Origin of the sequence: Piscinibacter gummiphilus (assembly GCF_002116905.1) — a bacterium.
Lineage (GTDB): Bacteria > Pseudomonadota > Gammaproteobacteria > Burkholderiales > Burkholderiaceae_C > Rhizobacter > Rhizobacter gummiphilus.
The window spans coordinates 1328025-1341968 of record NZ_CP015118.1 but is presented as its reverse complement, the minus strand read 5'-3'; the positions used below and the strand labels follow the sequence as shown (position 1 = coordinate 1341968).

12 protein-coding genes and 1 other RNA gene are annotated in these 13944 nt (G+C 70.1%); 3 read left to right on the top strand and 10 right to left on the bottom strand.

What is annotated here, in order from left to right; translation table 11 throughout:
• Window positions 1–16 precede the first annotated feature (16 nt).
• Window positions 17–1126 carry a BMP family ABC transporter substrate-binding protein gene (locus tag A4W93_RS06090; protein WP_085749766.1) on the bottom strand — a complete coding sequence of 370 codons (1110 nt, stop codon included), beginning with the start codon at window positions 1124–1126 and terminating at the stop codon, window positions 17–19.
• A gap of 157 nt (window positions 1127–1283) precedes the next feature.
• Between A4W93_RS06090 and A4W93_RS06085 the strand changes: the two genes are divergently transcribed.
• Window positions 1284–2384 carry a protein kinase family protein gene (locus A4W93_RS06085; RefSeq protein ID WP_085749765.1) on the top strand — a complete coding sequence of 367 codons (1101 nt, stop codon included), beginning with the start codon at window positions 1284–1286 and terminating at the stop codon, window positions 2382–2384.
• Between the two features lies 1 nt (window position 2385).
• Here A4W93_RS06085 and A4W93_RS06080 read toward each other — a convergent pair whose 3' ends face one another.
• From A4W93_RS06080 to A4W93_RS06070, 3 genes are all read right to left on the bottom strand, one after another.
• Complete coding sequence (locus A4W93_RS06080; RefSeq protein WP_085749764.1) at window positions 2386–3588, bottom strand: ammonium transporter; 1203 nt, start codon at window positions 3586–3588, stop codon at window positions 2386–2388.
• A 187-nt stretch (window positions 3589–3775) separates the two neighbouring features.
• Window positions 3776–4828, bottom strand: coding sequence for a carbonic anhydrase (locus A4W93_RS06075; protein ID WP_237357707.1), 1053 nt, complete (start codon window positions 4826–4828; stop codon window positions 3776–3778).
• A gap of 134 nt (window positions 4829–4962) precedes the next feature.
• The gene (locus A4W93_RS06070) at window positions 4963–6168 is read right to left on the bottom strand and encodes a multidrug effflux MFS transporter (RefSeq protein WP_085749762.1); all 1206 of its coding nucleotides are present in this window, start codon (window positions 6166–6168) and stop codon (window positions 4963–4965) included.
• Between the two features lie 113 nt (window positions 6169–6281).
• Here A4W93_RS06070 and A4W93_RS06065 point away from each other — a divergent pair, with 113 nt between their 5' ends.
• Together A4W93_RS06065 and A4W93_RS06060 are read left to right on the top strand one after the other, a co-directional pair.
• Window positions 6282–7418, top strand: coding sequence for a thiolase family protein (locus A4W93_RS06065; RefSeq protein WP_085749761.1), 1137 nt, complete (start codon window positions 6282–6284; stop codon window positions 7416–7418).
• Between the two features lie 52 nt (window positions 7419–7470).
• Window positions 7471–8292 (top strand): N-acyl homoserine lactonase family protein, encoded by an 822-nt coding sequence (locus tag A4W93_RS06060; protein ID WP_085749760.1) that lies wholly within the window; start codon window positions 7471–7473, stop codon window positions 8290–8292.
• On the opposite strand, the gene A4W93_RS06055 is transcribed toward A4W93_RS06060, so the two are convergent.
• From A4W93_RS06055 to pyrC, 6 genes are all read right to left on the bottom strand, one after another.
• On the bottom strand, window positions 8289–10082 hold the full coding sequence (locus tag A4W93_RS06055) for a hypothetical protein (protein ID WP_085749759.1): 1794 nt from the start codon (window positions 10080–10082) through the stop codon (window positions 8289–8291). The two genes, A4W93_RS06060 and A4W93_RS06055, sit on opposite strands and share 4 nt — an antisense overlap.
• 100 nt (window positions 10083–10182) lie before the next feature.
• Window positions 10183–10767, bottom strand: a complete 585-nt coding sequence (locus A4W93_RS06050) for a TetR/AcrR family transcriptional regulator (RefSeq protein ID WP_085749758.1) — start codon at window positions 10765–10767, stop codon at window positions 10183–10185.
• Window positions 10768–10834: 67 nt separating this feature from the next.
• Window positions 10835–11177: RNase P RNA component class A (gene rnpB / locus A4W93_RS06045), an RNA gene on the bottom strand.
• Window positions 11178–11186: 9 nt separating this feature from the next.
• Window positions 11187–11945 (bottom strand): DUF3025 domain-containing protein, encoded by a 759-nt coding sequence (locus tag A4W93_RS06040; RefSeq protein WP_237357706.1) that lies wholly within the window; start codon window positions 11943–11945, stop codon window positions 11187–11189.
• Between the two features lies 1 nt (window position 11946).
• Complete coding sequence (locus tag A4W93_RS06035) at window positions 11947–12861, bottom strand: NYN domain-containing protein (protein ID WP_085749757.1); 915 nt, start codon at window positions 12859–12861, stop codon at window positions 11947–11949.
• Window positions 12858–13916, bottom strand: coding sequence for a dihydroorotase (gene pyrC / locus A4W93_RS06030; protein ID WP_085749756.1), 1059 nt, complete (start codon window positions 13914–13916; stop codon window positions 12858–12860). The genes A4W93_RS06035 and pyrC overlap by 4 nt, the downstream gene beginning before the upstream one ends.
• Window positions 13917–13944: the final 28 nt, after the last annotated feature.

The following is a 13944-nucleotide window of genomic DNA, read 5'->3' as shown; positions in this document are numbered from 1 at the left end:
GGTGGCGTCCCTTCGGTCAGACCTTGCCCACCACGCCTTCGACGAGGTAGTTCATGCCCTCGAGCGCGATGTCGGTCTGCTTGTACGCCTTGCCCGCGGGCACGACGACCTTGCCCGTGTTGTCCTTGACCGGGCCGGTGAAGATGTCGAAGGTGCCGGCGATCATCTTGGCCTTCATCTCGTCGGCTTGCTTGCGTGCCGGCGCAGACACCGTGGGGCCGTAGGCCGACGGCTTCACGAAACCTTCCTTCAGGCCGCCGCGCACGAAGTTCGGGTGCGGCTTGCCGCTGCGGGCGGCGTCGATCATCGTGGTGTACGCGGTGATCCAGTTCCACTCGGCACCGGTGAGGTAGGCGTTCGGGGCCAGCTTGGCCTGGCTCGCGTGGTAGCCGCACACCATCTTGCCGCGCTTGGCCGCGGTCTCGACGATGACCTTCGGGCCGTCCACGTGCATCGTGAAGACGTCCACGCCCTGGTCGGCCAGGCCGTTGGTGGCCTCGGCTTCCTTGACCGGCATGGACCAGTCGCCCGTGAAGATCACCGTGGTGGTGATGGACGGGTCGACGGAGCGTGCACCCATCGTGAACGCGTTGATGTTGCGCAGCACCTGCGGGATCGGCTTGGCGGCGATGAACCCGAGCTTCTTGCTCTTGGTCATGTGGCCGGCCACGACGCCGTTGAGGTACTGGCACTCGTCGATGTAGCCGAAGTAGCTGCCCGTGTTCTTCGGGTGCTTTCCTTCGGTCCACAGGCCGCCGCAGTGGGCGAAGCGCACGTTGGGGTTCTTGCCGGCGACGGCGAGGGTGTGCGGGTCGAAGTAGCCGTACGAGGTGGGGAACAGCAGCGACGCACCGTCCTGCGAGATCATGCCCTGCATCGCCTTCTGCACGGCGTTGGTCTCGGGCACGTTCTCCTCCTCGACGATCTTCACGCCGGGCATCTTCTTCACCAGGGCGGCGGCCTCGGCCTGCGCCTGGTTGTAGCCGTAGTCGTCCTTCGGGCCCACGTAGATGAAGCCCACGGAGACGGGCGCCTGGGCGCGCGCCGCGCCCAGCCCGCCGAGGGCCAGCGAGGCCCCGACTGCGCCCTTGAGAACCTCCCGCCGATCGAAAACGTGCCGTGCCATCTTTCACTCCTGTGTGCGTTTGCTGGGGCGCCGGGTTTGGACACCTTCTTGTATACATGCAACGCCTGTGCCAGCCTTTCGGCACCAGCACGGGGCGATCCGCCCAATGTCCATGCGGTGTTTGCGCGTTCTGGAGACCTCGGGGCAGAATGCGCCCATGGACATCTTGATCGAATCAGAACGCCGCCGATCCCAGCTCGATTTCGTGGCCTCCGGCCGCGACGTGGAGGTGGGCGATGCCCGCGAGTGCCCGCTGCCCGTCGAGGAGCTGCGCACGCTCGACGGGCACCACCCCGCCGTGCGGGCGGTGTTCGACGGCGGCCTCACGGCGGTCGTCTACAAGGTTCATGCCAGCGGTCGGGACTGGGCGGTGAAGCGGGCGCGCACGCCGTGCCTCGTCCAGGGCCCGGACGGTCAGACCTCGTTCCTGAACGAGCTGCAGCGCCGCGCCGAACTCGCGGCGCTGAAGGCGCAGCCCGGCGGCCGGGCGCGGTTCGCCGGCATCGTGGACACGGTGTACGGCAGCCTGCGCCACGGGATCATCGTGTCGCCGTGGATCGACGGCGAACTGCTGCGCACCTGGGACGAGCGCCGGCTGCGCCAGGTGTTCGACACGGGCCGCGAACTGGTGCGCGCCGGCTTCTTCGAATGGGACTTCTGCCCCGGCAACCTGATGGACGACGGCCGCCAGGTGTGGCTCTTCGACTTCGGCTACATGTACCGCTTCGACCCGCTGTGCCAGTTCAACAGCGCGGGCGACGGCTCGGCCGCGCCGCAGTGCCACCTCGCCGAACGCATCGAGTCGCGCCACGCGTTCGGCGCCTGGCTCGACCTGCCGGAGGCCGAGGCCCTGGAAGCGTTCCGCCGGGAGAAGACGATCGCGCTCGCCACGTACCACCGTCTGCGCGAGGAACTGGCGGTCGACGGCGCCACCACCACCGTGCTCGGCTGGCTCGACGCCATCACCGCCACCTGGCAGGCCGGATTGGCCGGAGACCTGCGGGCCCTGTGGCTGTGCGAGGGTTGGCGCTCGCACACCATCGACCTCGAGGACGATCTGCACGGCCAGACCTGCACGCCCAATACGCTGCGCCGGGTCGACTGGCTGCTCGACGCACTGCGGGCAAACCACGCCCTGCTGGCGGCGCGCGGCGCCCTGCTGGGCGACGATGCGGGCCAGCCGGCCGACGCGCTGCTGGCGCGCTACGCGGCCAAGCGCCGCGAGGCGGAGGGGTACCAGGTGCGCCGGGCGGCCTGACTCACCAGTTGACCTCGCGCTCCGGCGTGGCCGTGATGCGGTGTACCGTGAGGTCGGCGCCCTCGTATTCCTCTTCCTGCGTGAGCCGCAGGCCCATCACGACCTTCAGCAGGCCGTAGACCGCGAACCCGGTGGCCAGCGCCCAGGCCACGCCCGTGACGGTGCCGATCAGCTGCGAGAGGAAGCTCACGCCGCCCCGGCCACCCAGTGCCGTGCCGCCGAAGATGCCGGCCGCGATGCCGCCCCAGGCGCCGCACAGGCCGTGCAGCGGCCACACGCCCAGCACGTCGTCGATCTTCCACTTGTTCTGGGTCCAGGTGAACATCACGACGAAGATGGCTCCGGCCACACCGCCGGCCGCCAGCGCGCCCACCGGGTGCATCAGGTCCGAGCCCGCGCACACCGCCACCAGGCCGGCCAGCGGGCCGTTGTACGCGAAGCCGGGGTCGTTGCGGCCCAGCAGCACCGCCACCAGCGTGCCGCCCACCATCGCCATCAGCGAGTTGACGGCGACGAGGCCCGAGATCTTGTCGATGGTCTGCGCGCTCATCACGTTGAACCCGAACCAGCCCACCGCCAGCACCCAGGCGCCCAGCGCGAGGAACGGGATGCTCGACGGCGGGTGGGCCGACACCGCACCGTCCTTGCGGTAGCGGTTGCTGCGCGCGCCCAGCAGCAGCACGGCCGGCAGCGCCAGCCACCCGCCCACGGCGTGCACCACCACCGACCCGGCGAAGTCGTGGAACTCGGCGCCCGCGACGGACTTGATCCAGCCCTGGAAGCCATGGTTGCCGTTCCACACGAGGCCTTCGAAGAACGGGTAGACGAGGCCCACGATGATCGCGGTGGCGATCAGCTGCGGATGGAACTTCGCCCGCTCGGCGATGCCGCCCGAGATGATCGCGGGGATGGCCGCCGCGAAGGTCAGCAGGAAGAAGAACTTGACCAGGTCGTAGCCGTTGCGCTGCGCGAGCGTCTCGGCGCCGCTGAAGAACTGCACGCCGTAGGCCACGGTGTAGCCGACGAGGAAGTACGCGAGGGTCGACACGCTGAAGTCCACCAGGATCTTCACCAGCGCATTGACCTGGTTCTTCTTGCGGACCGTGCCGAGTTCGAGGAACGCGAAGCCCGCGTGCATCGCCAGCACCAGAATGGCGCCGAGCAGGATGAACAGCGCGTCGGTGCCTTGTTTGAGTTGCTCCATCGTGGGTTCCTGAGAGGGGGACAACGCGCCCCTCACCGGCGATCAATGCACGATGTTGGTGATGTGGCGCAAAAAAGCACCATCGGAAAGCATAATCTGTGCCTTGTTGGGGCGCGCTGGCGCACCCCGGATCGCACTCGTTTGGCGCAGATTCAGCCCCACCCAGCACCCGATCGGTGCAATCGGCTCAGCGCGGTCCCTTGATGAGGCGGTCGGCGACGTCCTGAACCGGCCGGGCGTTCATCGGGTACAGCCGGCTGAAGATGGCCAGCTGGTCGGACGACACCGCCACCGGGCTCTTCATCACCATCCACAGCACCCCCTCCTTGCACGGCGGCGTGGTCATGGAGCCCATGTAGGTGTAGTAGCGGCGGTCGGACGGCAGCAGCGCGGACAGGTCGATGCCGGTGCGCGCCGGCAGTTCCTCGCCGCGCTCCAGTGGCAGGTTGTTCCAGACGGTCTGGATCACCGGTTGCTCGGCGCCGCGGTCGAGCAGCACCGCCACGACGGCGATGCGGCCCTCGGCGTCCTTGTGGATCAGGTGGACGCCCATGTCGAACACCCGGCCGTTGATGCGCTCCTCGGCCGGGCGGCGGAACTCCATCCGTTCGAGCACGTAGCGCCGCCCCATCACCTCGATGCTGTTGCCAGTGCCCACGTTGACCTGCACGGTGCGCCCGGTGTCGATCACCGAGAAACCGCTGGACTGGTATTCGAAGCCGATGGGGTCGAGCACCACGCCGATGCCGTCGCGGATGTCGATGGGGCTCTGGCGCGAGCCCTTGCCGCACAGCGCGTACTCGGGACGCAGGCGCGACCAGTGGTCGGGGCCGGTGTCACCCTCGTAGGACCACGCGGTGGACTTCGGCGCACCGGCAGGCTTGCGACCGCCAGCGCCGCCACTCGACGGGCTGCGGCGCGCGCCCGGGGCGTCGGGCGACACCACGGCGACCCGCACCACGTCGGCATTGCTGTCGGATGCCACGCGGGTGCCAAGCTTCTCGGACAGCCGCTCGCGCAGCCGGTCCATCGGATCTTCGGAGCCCGAGGCCATGCCGGCGCCCTTCTGGCGCGACAGGTCACCCGGCGTGGCTTCACGCCCGGGGACCGGGTTCTTGAACTGGGCGGGCTTGCCGGGCGATGTCTTGATGCCCGTGTCCACGGCGTGGGCGAAGGGCACGGCGCACAACAGGCCGGTCGACAGCAGCAGCGCCGGCAGCCGGCGGAACGGAACGGACATCGGTTTCTCCATGGGGCGCCCAGGACACACGGCGGGCCCCCACCGCGATATCGGCAGACCGGACCCGTCCCTTGAGCGCACCGGCCGGTTGTACCGGAACGGCCGCGGATTCCACCGGACCTAAGTCACCGGACCTAAGTCACCTTCCGCTTCACCCACAGCCAGGCCACGAGGCCCACGCTCAGCATGCCCAGCGACGTGGACGCGAGCGCCACGGTGGAATGCATCGCGAGCGGCGCCACCACCCCGGCCACCAGACCGTTGGCCAGGCTGCCCACGAACGCCTGGAACGACGACGCCATGCCGCGCCGCTCGGGCACGAGGTCGAGCACCAGCAGCGTGACCACCGGCACCATCAGCGCCCAGCCGAACGAGAAGATGGCCACCGGGAACATCGCCCACCAGGCCCTGGCCGGGAACGCGAGGTTGAGCAGCAGGTTCAGCACGGCGATGCAGAACATGATCAGGAAGCCCGCGCGGATCTGGTGGCGCGGCTTCATCACGCCGGCGCGCCGGCCCGACATCCATGCGCCGCACATGATGCCGGTGATGGAGAGGCAGAAGAACCAGAAGAACTGCCCCGGCGCGAGCCCCAGGTGTTCGCCGAGGAACACCGGTGCCGACAGCACGTACAGGAACATGCCGTTGAACGGGATGCCGCTCGCGAGCGTGAGCGCGAGGAACCGCGGGTCGGAACCGAGCTGCCAGTACCCGCGCAGCAGGTGCCGCACGTTGAACGGCTGCCGATGGCCCACGTGCAGCGTCTCCGGCAGCAGCCGCCAGTTCGACACCCACAGCACCACACCCACGGCGGTCAGGAACCAGAAGATCGCATGCCAGTTCGCGTGCACGAACAGGAAGCCACCCACCATGGGCGCGATGGCCGGCGCCACGCCGAAGTAGATGGTGACCTGCGCCATCACGCGCTGGGCGTCGGCGGGCGGAAACATGTCGCGGATCACCGCGCGCGACACCACGATGCCCGCCCCCGCGGAGATGCCCTGCACCGCGCGCCAGAAGACGAGCGCCCCGATGCTGTCGGCCAGCGCACACCCCGCCGAGGCCACCGTGAACAGGGCCACGCCCCACAACACCACCGGGCGGCGGCCGAAGCTGTCCGACAGCGCCCCGTGGAACAGGTTCATCACCGCGAAACCGAACAGGTAGGCCGACAGCGTCTGCTGCATCTCCACCGGCGAGGCACCGATCGACTGCGCGATGCCCGTGAAGGCCGGCAGGTAGGTGTCGATGGAAAACGGCCCGAGCATGCCGAGGCAGGCGAGCAGGACGGCGAGGGCCCAACGGGGCGCTCGCCAGAGGGTGGCGGCGTCTGGATTCATGCAGCCGGCCAGTCTAAGCCTTCGGCGCAAGCCCTGCCTGGCACCTCGGAGACAGCGCACGATCGTGCGATCTTTGTATGATATCCATCATCCAAACCACCAGGAGACCCGCCATGACCTCTGCCGTGATCGCCGGCTACGCCCGCACCCCGTTCCACTTCGCGCGCAAGGGTGCGCTGGTCGGCATCCGTCCCGACGACCTCGCGGCCACGGCCGTGCGGGCCCTCGTCGAACGCTCGGGCGTGAACCCCGCCGACATCGAGGACCTGATCCTCGGCTGCGCCTACCCCGAGTTCGAGCAGGGCGGCAACATGGCGCGCGGCGTCGTGTTCCTCGCCGGACTGCCGCAGACGGTGGCGGCCACCACCGTGAACCGCTTCTGCGGCTCGTCGATGACGGCCATCCACATCGCCGCCGGCCAGATCGCCATCGGCGCGGGCGAGGTGTTCATCTGCGCGGGCGTGGAGTCGATGACCCGCGTGCCGCAGGCCGAGACCCGCGCGTCCCCGAACCCGAAGCTCCAGGCCGAGTGGCCGCAGGTGTACGCGACGATGGGCGAGACCGCCGAAAACGTCGCGTCGAAGTTCCACGTGGCCCGCGCCGACCAGGAGCGGCTCGCGCTGGAGTCGCACCGCAAGGCCGCCGCCGCCCAGGCCGCCGGCCGGCTGGTGGACGAGATCGCCCGCGTGCAGACACCCGACGGCTGGGTCGAGCAGGACGGCTGCATCCGCCCCACCACCAGCCTCGAAGGCCTCGCCGGCCTCAAGCCCGCGTTCCGGCCCGACGGCTCGGTGACCGCCGGCACGTCGTCGCCGCTGACCGACGGCGCCGCCGCGGCCCTCGTGTGCTCGGAGGACTACGCCCGCCGCCACGGCCTGACGATCCTCGCCCGCATCCGCGCGACCGCCGTGGCCGGCTGCCCACCCGAGATCATGGGCATGGGCCCGGTGCCGGCCACCCGCAAGGTGCTGGCCCGCGCCGGCCTCACCGTGGCCGACCTCGACGTCGTCGAGATCAACGAGGCCTTCGGCAGCCAGGCCGTGGCCTGCCTGCGCGAGCTGGAGATCCCGCGCGAGAAGGTCAACCTCGACGGCGGCGGCCTCTCGATCGGCCACCCGCTCGGCGCCACCGGCGCGCGCATCACCGCGAAGGCCGCGCAGCTGCTGCGCCGCGAAGGCGGGCGCTACGCGCTCGCGACCCAATGCATCGGCGGCGGCCAGGGCATCGCCACGTTGCTGGAAGCGGTGTAGTAGTCTCCGCCGCTGGCGGACCGCGTCGGGCCGCCCCCCATGGGAGACAGCGATGCGGAACACCTTCATCTCGCTGGTCCTCGGCGCCAGCGCCGCGGCCTGCACGGCCCCCACGGCGCTCGCCCAGGCCAGCGCCGACGTGACCCTCACCCGCCTCGACTGCGGCACGAGCGCGGCCCCCATGGACGTGGGGCGCTTCTCCGACACGTTCGACCACGCGGGCCTGAAGATCCAGTCGGTCTTCAGCTGCTACCTGATCCGCCACGGCGCCGACTACATGCTGTGGGACAGCGGCCACGCGATGACCGCCGGCGCCGTGGCCCCCAGGACGAGCATCGTCGACCAACTCGCCCAGCTGAACGTGAAGCCCGAGCAGGTCAAGGTCGTCGGCATCAGCCACTACCACCCCGACCACACGGGCCAGGTGGCCTCGTTCCCGCAATCGCTGCTGCTGATCGGCAAGGGCGACTGGGACGTGCTGACGGGGCCCAATCCCCCGTCCAACGCCAACAAGGCCGCGTTCACGCACTGGATCAGCGGCGGCGGCAAGGTGGAACCGGTGCCGCTCGACAAGGACGTGTTCGGCGACGGCACCGTGCTGATGCTCTCGACCCCCGGCCACACGCCGGGCCACCACAGCCTGCTCGTGAAGCTGAAGAACACCGGCAACGTGCTGGTCACCGGCGACCTCGCCCACTTCCACGAGAACTACGACACCAACGGCGTGCCGAGCTTCAACACGAGCCGGGCGGAGACCCTCTCATCGCTGGACCGGGTGAAGAAGCTCGTGGCCAACGTGAAGGCCAGGGTGGTGATCCAGCACGACCGGCGCGACATCGACAAGCTGCCCGCCTTCCCCGCCGCCGCGGACTAGACGCGGGCCTTCGCGCCACCATTCACCACCTCCAGCAGGCGCTTCGACGCCGCGGCGCCGTGCTTGAGCTGCTGCGCGAACAGCGCCGAGCCATGCGCGGCCACCTCGGGGAAGAGGTCGGCCGCGGCGGCCACCAGCGCCTCGGAGCGCGGCTCGGAGCCGGCCTTGCGTCGGGCCCAGGCCGCCGACACCAGCGCGGCCCCCAGGGCCACCTTGCCCAGCGCCTCCGGCTGCGGCCCGGCACCGAGCGCCCCGGCGATCAGGTCGCGGCGCAGGTCACCGAAACGGTCCGGGTGGCGCAGCTTCTCGACCGGGTCCCACACGTCGACGAACTCCTGGATCCACTCCCACCACGGAATCTTCGACTTGTAGAGGACGCGCTTGATCGTGTAGGTCGCGCAGGCGCCACGCGCCTGCGTCAGGTAGTCCTCGGCCAGCTGGCCGAAGTAGTGGAAGTGTTCGAGCGTGAGGGTCTTCGCCTGGTCGATGTGCCCGAGCTCCTCGACGAGCCGCGGCCGCCGGACCACGTCGATCAGCGTGCTCCACCAGATCGACTCGTGCCGGTTCGCCGGTATGAGCCAGTAGACGATGTTCCGGAAGTACCACTGGATCATCACGTAGTCGGGGCTCGGCTTGCGCCCGCCCGCACCGTCGGGCACGTAGAAGCCGTGCAGCTTCTGCGTGTGCTGGGACCCGAGCCCTTCGTCCTCGAGGTAGCGGTCGCCCGTCAGGTTGATGTTGAAGAAGTGGTGCCACGTCGAGTCCACCACCACGCGGCCCCTGCCCACGCGGTGGCCGTCCCAGGCACCGATCACGCCGAAGGTGATGTCGTTGGTGGGGTCGGTCCCGCCCACGTGGGCGTCGGTGTCGAGCGCCGGCGACGTGGTGTTCAGGCGAACGTGCCCCGTGGCCACGACCTCCGGCGCGAGCGGCTGGCCCGAGGCGGTGTAGTCGGGGTACTCGCGCACCGTGGCGCCGGCCAGCGAAAAGGTGCTCGCCAGGTTCGACGGCACCTCGCACGTGCCCTCGTGCATGTGGTCGGGCAGCACACGCACGGTGCCCGCCGGCGAACACAGCAGCGGGTGCGGCAACGACTTCTTCGCGATGTAGCCCTGCCGCACGCCGAGCCCCGCTCCGTAACGCGTCTCGTGGATCGGCTGCCCGACCTCGTCGGACTGGTCCTCGAACTGGGTGATGCCGTCGGGCCCGGGCTGCGTGGTGTCGTGGCGGTTCGCGCCCACGGGCGACGGTGCCGCGGGCTGCCCCGCCGGGCCGGTGCCGCCCCACCAGCGACGCATGCTGCGCACGCGCGGGATCAGCCCGCACAGCGGCGCGCCGAGGTTCGCGTGATCACCCGTGGCGAAGAACCCGCCGCCCGCCTCCATGTACTGAGCGATGGCCTCCGCCTCGGGCGCGAGCGCGGCATCGGGGTCGCCGGCCTGGATGGCGAACAGCAGCACCATGTCGTAGTCGGCGAGTTGACGCGCCTGGCCGCCCACGGTGAAGGGCTGCCCGAACCGGAAGTTCACGACGTCGGCGCCGCGATCGGCCTTCACCTGCGCCGCGGGACCCGCGCCCGCCGCCGTGCGGTGGGCCTTCGTGATCTCGACGTCGAAGCCGACCCAGGCCGTGCTCGTCAGCACGTGCAGGAATTCGCCGAGGTGGAATTCCCGCGAGTCGGGCCCGGTGGCGTCCGACGCGGGCTGCGTGGTCCATGGCAGGAACCCGCCGTTGACCACACCCGTCCAATCGTCGGTGACCACCAGGACTCGCACCAGAGGTTTGTGCATCACGGGCTCCTGTTCCAGCAAGCCCGGACGACCCGGGCAGCTTCAGGTTAGGGCCCGAGCCCCCGCCCGGAGAATCCACCTCTTTGTGGAAAGCGTCCCCCTAGTCGAGGGACAGCCGTTTCGCCAGCGCCTGCCGCGACGCGGCGAGGATCGTGGCCGACGGTCCCGCATCCGAGATGGACCGGGCCAGCACCACCGCCCCCACCATCTCCGACAGCACGGACACCGCCAACGTGCCGGGATCGGCATGGCCCAGGTCGGCCAGCACGGCGGCGATGCGGCTCGTCAGCGTGGCCGCGCCGCGCTCGAAGGCCTCGCGTGCGGGGGCGTCCAGCCGCGGCAGGTCGGCCGCCATCGCCGGCAACGGGCAACCGGCGTCGCGCCGGTCGCGATGCAGCGGCGACAAGTACATGTCCAGATACGCCTTCAGCCCTGCGGCCGGAGACTTGCCGGCGAGGTGCTGGTCGAGGACGACCAGCGTTTCGGCGAACATCTGTTCGATGGCCGCGACCAGCAGTTCGTCCTTCGACGCGAAGTGCGCGTAGAAGCCGCCGTGCGTGAGCCCGGCCCGCGCCATCACGGCTGCCACCGCGACCCGGTCGGGGCCGCTCATGCGGATGGCCGACGCGGCCTCCTTCAGCACGCGCTCGCGGGTCTGCTGTTTGTGTTCGGCGGTGTAGCGCATGGCCAGGGTCCTTCAAATGACGCGCATCATGCTGACAACGTCCTCGCCGGGACGACGGAAGAATAAAAAGTGAAGCGGAACGATAGGCCGGATTCTGTGCAGCCGGCATGCCTTGCGACATGCCGGCCGTGACCGCCATTCCTCTGGGCCGTGCATCACTGCACGGCTCGATGCCACCTACCCGCCAGCTCCGCGGAGCCACATCAACGCTGGCCTATTTGGTGTTGCTGCGCGTAGAGATTGCCCGTTTCACCCTGCCGCGGGCTTGCGCCCCCGGCCGACTCGTCTCTGTTGCTCTGATCCTCACCTCGCGGTGGACAGCCGTTAGCTGCTACGCCGCCCTGTGCAGTCCGGACCTTCCTCCAGTGCACCCTTTCGGGCCCTGCACCAGCGGCGGTCTGTTCCACTTCACCCCGCGATTATCGACGCTTCGGACGGAAGACCGACGTGTCGGCGTAGAAATCCGCGGATTCGTTCGCGGCACACCACCCCGGAACCCCCGCCAGCGGCAGCGGGAAGTCGGCCTTCCGGGCGAGGCGCTCGGGCGTGAGGACCTCCACCAGGTGGGACTCGGCCTCGGCGCCCTCCGGTACCACCCACACGTGCGCCGTGATCGACTTGTGCGGCGACAGCAGCAGCTTTTCCATCAGCGCGTGGCCGAACAGCGTGAGGCGGGCCTCGTGCCAGGCCGCGCGCAGCACCACGAAGGCCGTGTGCCAGTCGTGCTGCCGCAGCGCGTCGACGAGCGCCGCCGGCGCCTGCAGCCACGCGGCGTTTTCATCGAACAGCGTGAGCGCGTCACGCACCGGGCCCCGCCGTGGGCCGATGCCCAGGCGGGCGATCTCGCCGGCCTGCGAACGGTTGAGGTGGCTCTTGAGCGCGGGGAAACGCGACCAGACTAACGCGTTGAGCAGGTCGTGCGGATGGTCGCGCGTGGGCACCTGGTCGGTGCGATCGATGAACGCCTCGTAGGCTTCGCCTTCGGGCAGATCGGCCTGCGGCACGAAGCGCATCGCGCGTGCGCCGGCCCGCACCGGCACCGCGGCGTTGAGCGCGGCGGCCAGCGGGTGGCCGGGCGCGCGGGCCGCGGCCGTGCGCCGGGCCGCGTCCACGTACGGGTCGAACCAGTGGGGCGAACCGCCGTCGCCCGCGATCAGGGCGAACGTGCGGTCGAGCACGTCACGCCTTCGGCAGCCCGCGGTACTCGACCTTGTTGGGCTGCTGCTCGGGCGACAGCAGGAACCAGTCGGGGTACTTGCGGAACAGTCGCGTGGCCGGCACGCGGGCGCCCAGCAGTTCTTCCTCGCGCAGGCGCTCGGTGGCGATGCCCAGGTCCATCTTCTGGCCGCGCACCAGCTCGGGCAGCACCGCGAGGATGCTGCGGAGGTCGTCGGGCATCGCCGGACGTGCCGGCGGCGGCGCGGGCACCGGAGCGGGTGCGGGAGCCGGTGCGGCCTCGGCCGCGGCCTTGGTGCGGCGGCTGCGGGCCGGCTTCTTCGCCGCGGGTTCGGGCACCGGCGCGACCTCCGGTTCCGGCGGTGCCACGGGCACCGGTTCAGGCGCGGGCGCCTCGGCGCGGACGCGCGGCGCCGGCGGGGGTGCCGGTGCCTTGGCGTTCCGGGCCGGCGCACGCTTGCGCGCCGGCGGCGCCGCGGGCGAACGGCCGCCCTTGCGATGTTCGATCTCGACGAAGCCGTCGTACACCACCTTCGATTCCTCGCCGGTCTTGCCGAGCTGGCCGATGCCCTCGACGCGGCAGCCCTTCTCGCGCAGCCGGATCACGAGCGGCGCGAAGTCGGAGTCGGACGAGACGATGACGATCACGTCGGGCCGTTCCGAGATGGCCAGGTCCATCGCGTCCGTGGCCAGCAGGATGTCGGTGGAGTTCTTGCCGGTGGAGATGTTGACGATGGGGCGGATCGACAGCGCCTTGAACAGCTTCTGGTTCGAGAGCGCCGCCTCGGGCGTGCAGTAGGCCCGGCGCACGTGGATGGCGCCGCGGTCGGCCAGCACCTTGGCGATGGCCTGCTCCATCACGTCGGCCGACACGTTGTCGGCGTCGATGAGCACCATCACGCGCAACTGGGAGTTCATGCGACCACCTTCCACGCGAGCGTCTCGCCGCCGCGCAGCGGCTTCAGCTCGGCCTCGCCGAACGGCACGGTCTCGGGCAGCGTCCACGTCTCCTTGCGCAGCGTGACGGTGCCGGTGTTGCGCGGGAGGCCGTGGAAGGCCGGGCCGTGCAGGCTCGCGAAGCCTTCGAGCTTGTCGAGCGCCCCCGCGTTGTCGAAGGCCTCGGCGTACAGCTCGAGCGCCGACAGCGCGGTGTAGCAGCCGGCGCAACCGGTGGCGTGTTCCTTCAGGTGCGACGCGTGCGGCGCGCTGTCGGTGCCGAGGAAGAAGCGGTCGCTGCCGGACGTGGCCGCGGCCACGAGCGCCTGGCGGTGCTCCTCGCGCTTGAGCACGGGCAGGCAGTAGTAGTGCGGGCGGATGCCACCGAGGAAGATGGCGTTGCGGTTGTAGAGCAGGTGGTGCGCGGTGATGGTGGCCGCGGTGAAGCGGCCGGCCTCGCGCACGTAGTGGGCGGCGTCGCGCGTGGTGCAGTGCTCCACCACGATCTTCAGTTCGGGGAAGTCGCGGCGCAGCGGGATCAGCTTGGTGTCGATGAACACCTTCTCGCGGTCGAACAGGTCGATGTCGGGGTCGGTCACCTCGCCGTGCACCAGCAGCGACAGGCCCTCTCGCTGCATGGCCTCGAGCGTGGCGTAGGTCTTGCGGATGTCGGTGACGCCGGCATCGCTGTTGGTGGTGGCCCCCGCCGGGTACAGCTTCAGCGCCACGACACCGGCCGCCTTCGCGCGCACGATCTCCTCGGGCGGCAGCGTGTCGGTGAGGTACAGCGTCATCAGCGGCTGGAAGTCGGTGCCCGCCGGCACGGCGGCGCGGATGCGCCCGGCGTACGCGGCGGCCTGTTCCGCGGTGGTCACCGGCGGCTTCAGGTTCGGCATGATGATCGCACGGCCGAACTGGCGCGCGCTGTGCGGCACGACCGACTTCAGGGCCTCGCCGTCGCGCACGTGCAGGTGCCAGTCGTCGGGGCGGGTGATCGTGAGGGTGGTCGGGGAGGAAGAAGAAGGTGCGGAACTCATGCGCCGGATTGTCTCATCGCCCCACCAC

What these genes read in the sequence shown, in the direction of transcription:
- pyrC (WP_085749756.1), bottom strand. Translation starts at nt 13,916, where the DNA reads ATGAGTTCCGCACCTTCTTCTTCCTCCCCGACCACCCTCACGATCACC.
- A4W93_RS06075 (WP_237357707.1), bottom strand. Translation starts at nt 4,828, where the DNA reads ATGTCCGTTCCGTTCCGCCGGCTGCCGGCGCTGCTGCTGTCGACCGGC.
- A4W93_RS06065 (WP_085749761.1), top strand. Translation starts at nt 6,282, where the DNA reads ATGACCTCTGCCGTGATCGCCGGCTACGCCCGCACCCCGTTCCACTTC.
- A4W93_RS06070 (WP_085749762.1), bottom strand. Translation starts at nt 6,168, where the DNA reads ATGAATCCAGACGCCGCCACCCTCTGGCGAGCGCCCCGTTGGGCCCTC.
- A4W93_RS06035 (WP_085749757.1), bottom strand. Translation starts at nt 12,861, where the DNA reads ATGAACTCCCAGTTGCGCGTGATGGTGCTCATCGACGCCGACAACGTG.
- A4W93_RS06055 (WP_085749759.1), bottom strand. Translation starts at nt 10,082, where the DNA reads ATGCACAAACCTCTGGTGCGAGTCCTGGTGGTCACCGACGATTGGACG.
- A4W93_RS06085 (WP_085749765.1), top strand. Translation starts at nt 1,284, where the DNA reads ATGGACATCTTGATCGAATCAGAACGCCGCCGATCCCAGCTCGATTTC.
- A4W93_RS06080 (WP_085749764.1), bottom strand. Translation starts at nt 3,588, where the DNA reads ATGGAGCAACTCAAACAAGGCACCGACGCGCTGTTCATCCTGCTCGGC.
- A4W93_RS06050 (WP_085749758.1), bottom strand. Translation starts at nt 10,767, where the DNA reads ATGCGCTACACCGCCGAACACAAACAGCAGACCCGCGAGCGCGTGCTG.
- A4W93_RS06060 (WP_085749760.1), top strand. Translation starts at nt 7,471, where the DNA reads ATGCGGAACACCTTCATCTCGCTGGTCCTCGGCGCCAGCGCCGCGGCC.
- A4W93_RS06090 (WP_085749766.1), bottom strand. Translation starts at nt 1,126, where the DNA reads ATGGCACGGCACGTTTTCGATCGGCGGGAGGTTCTCAAGGGCGCAGTC.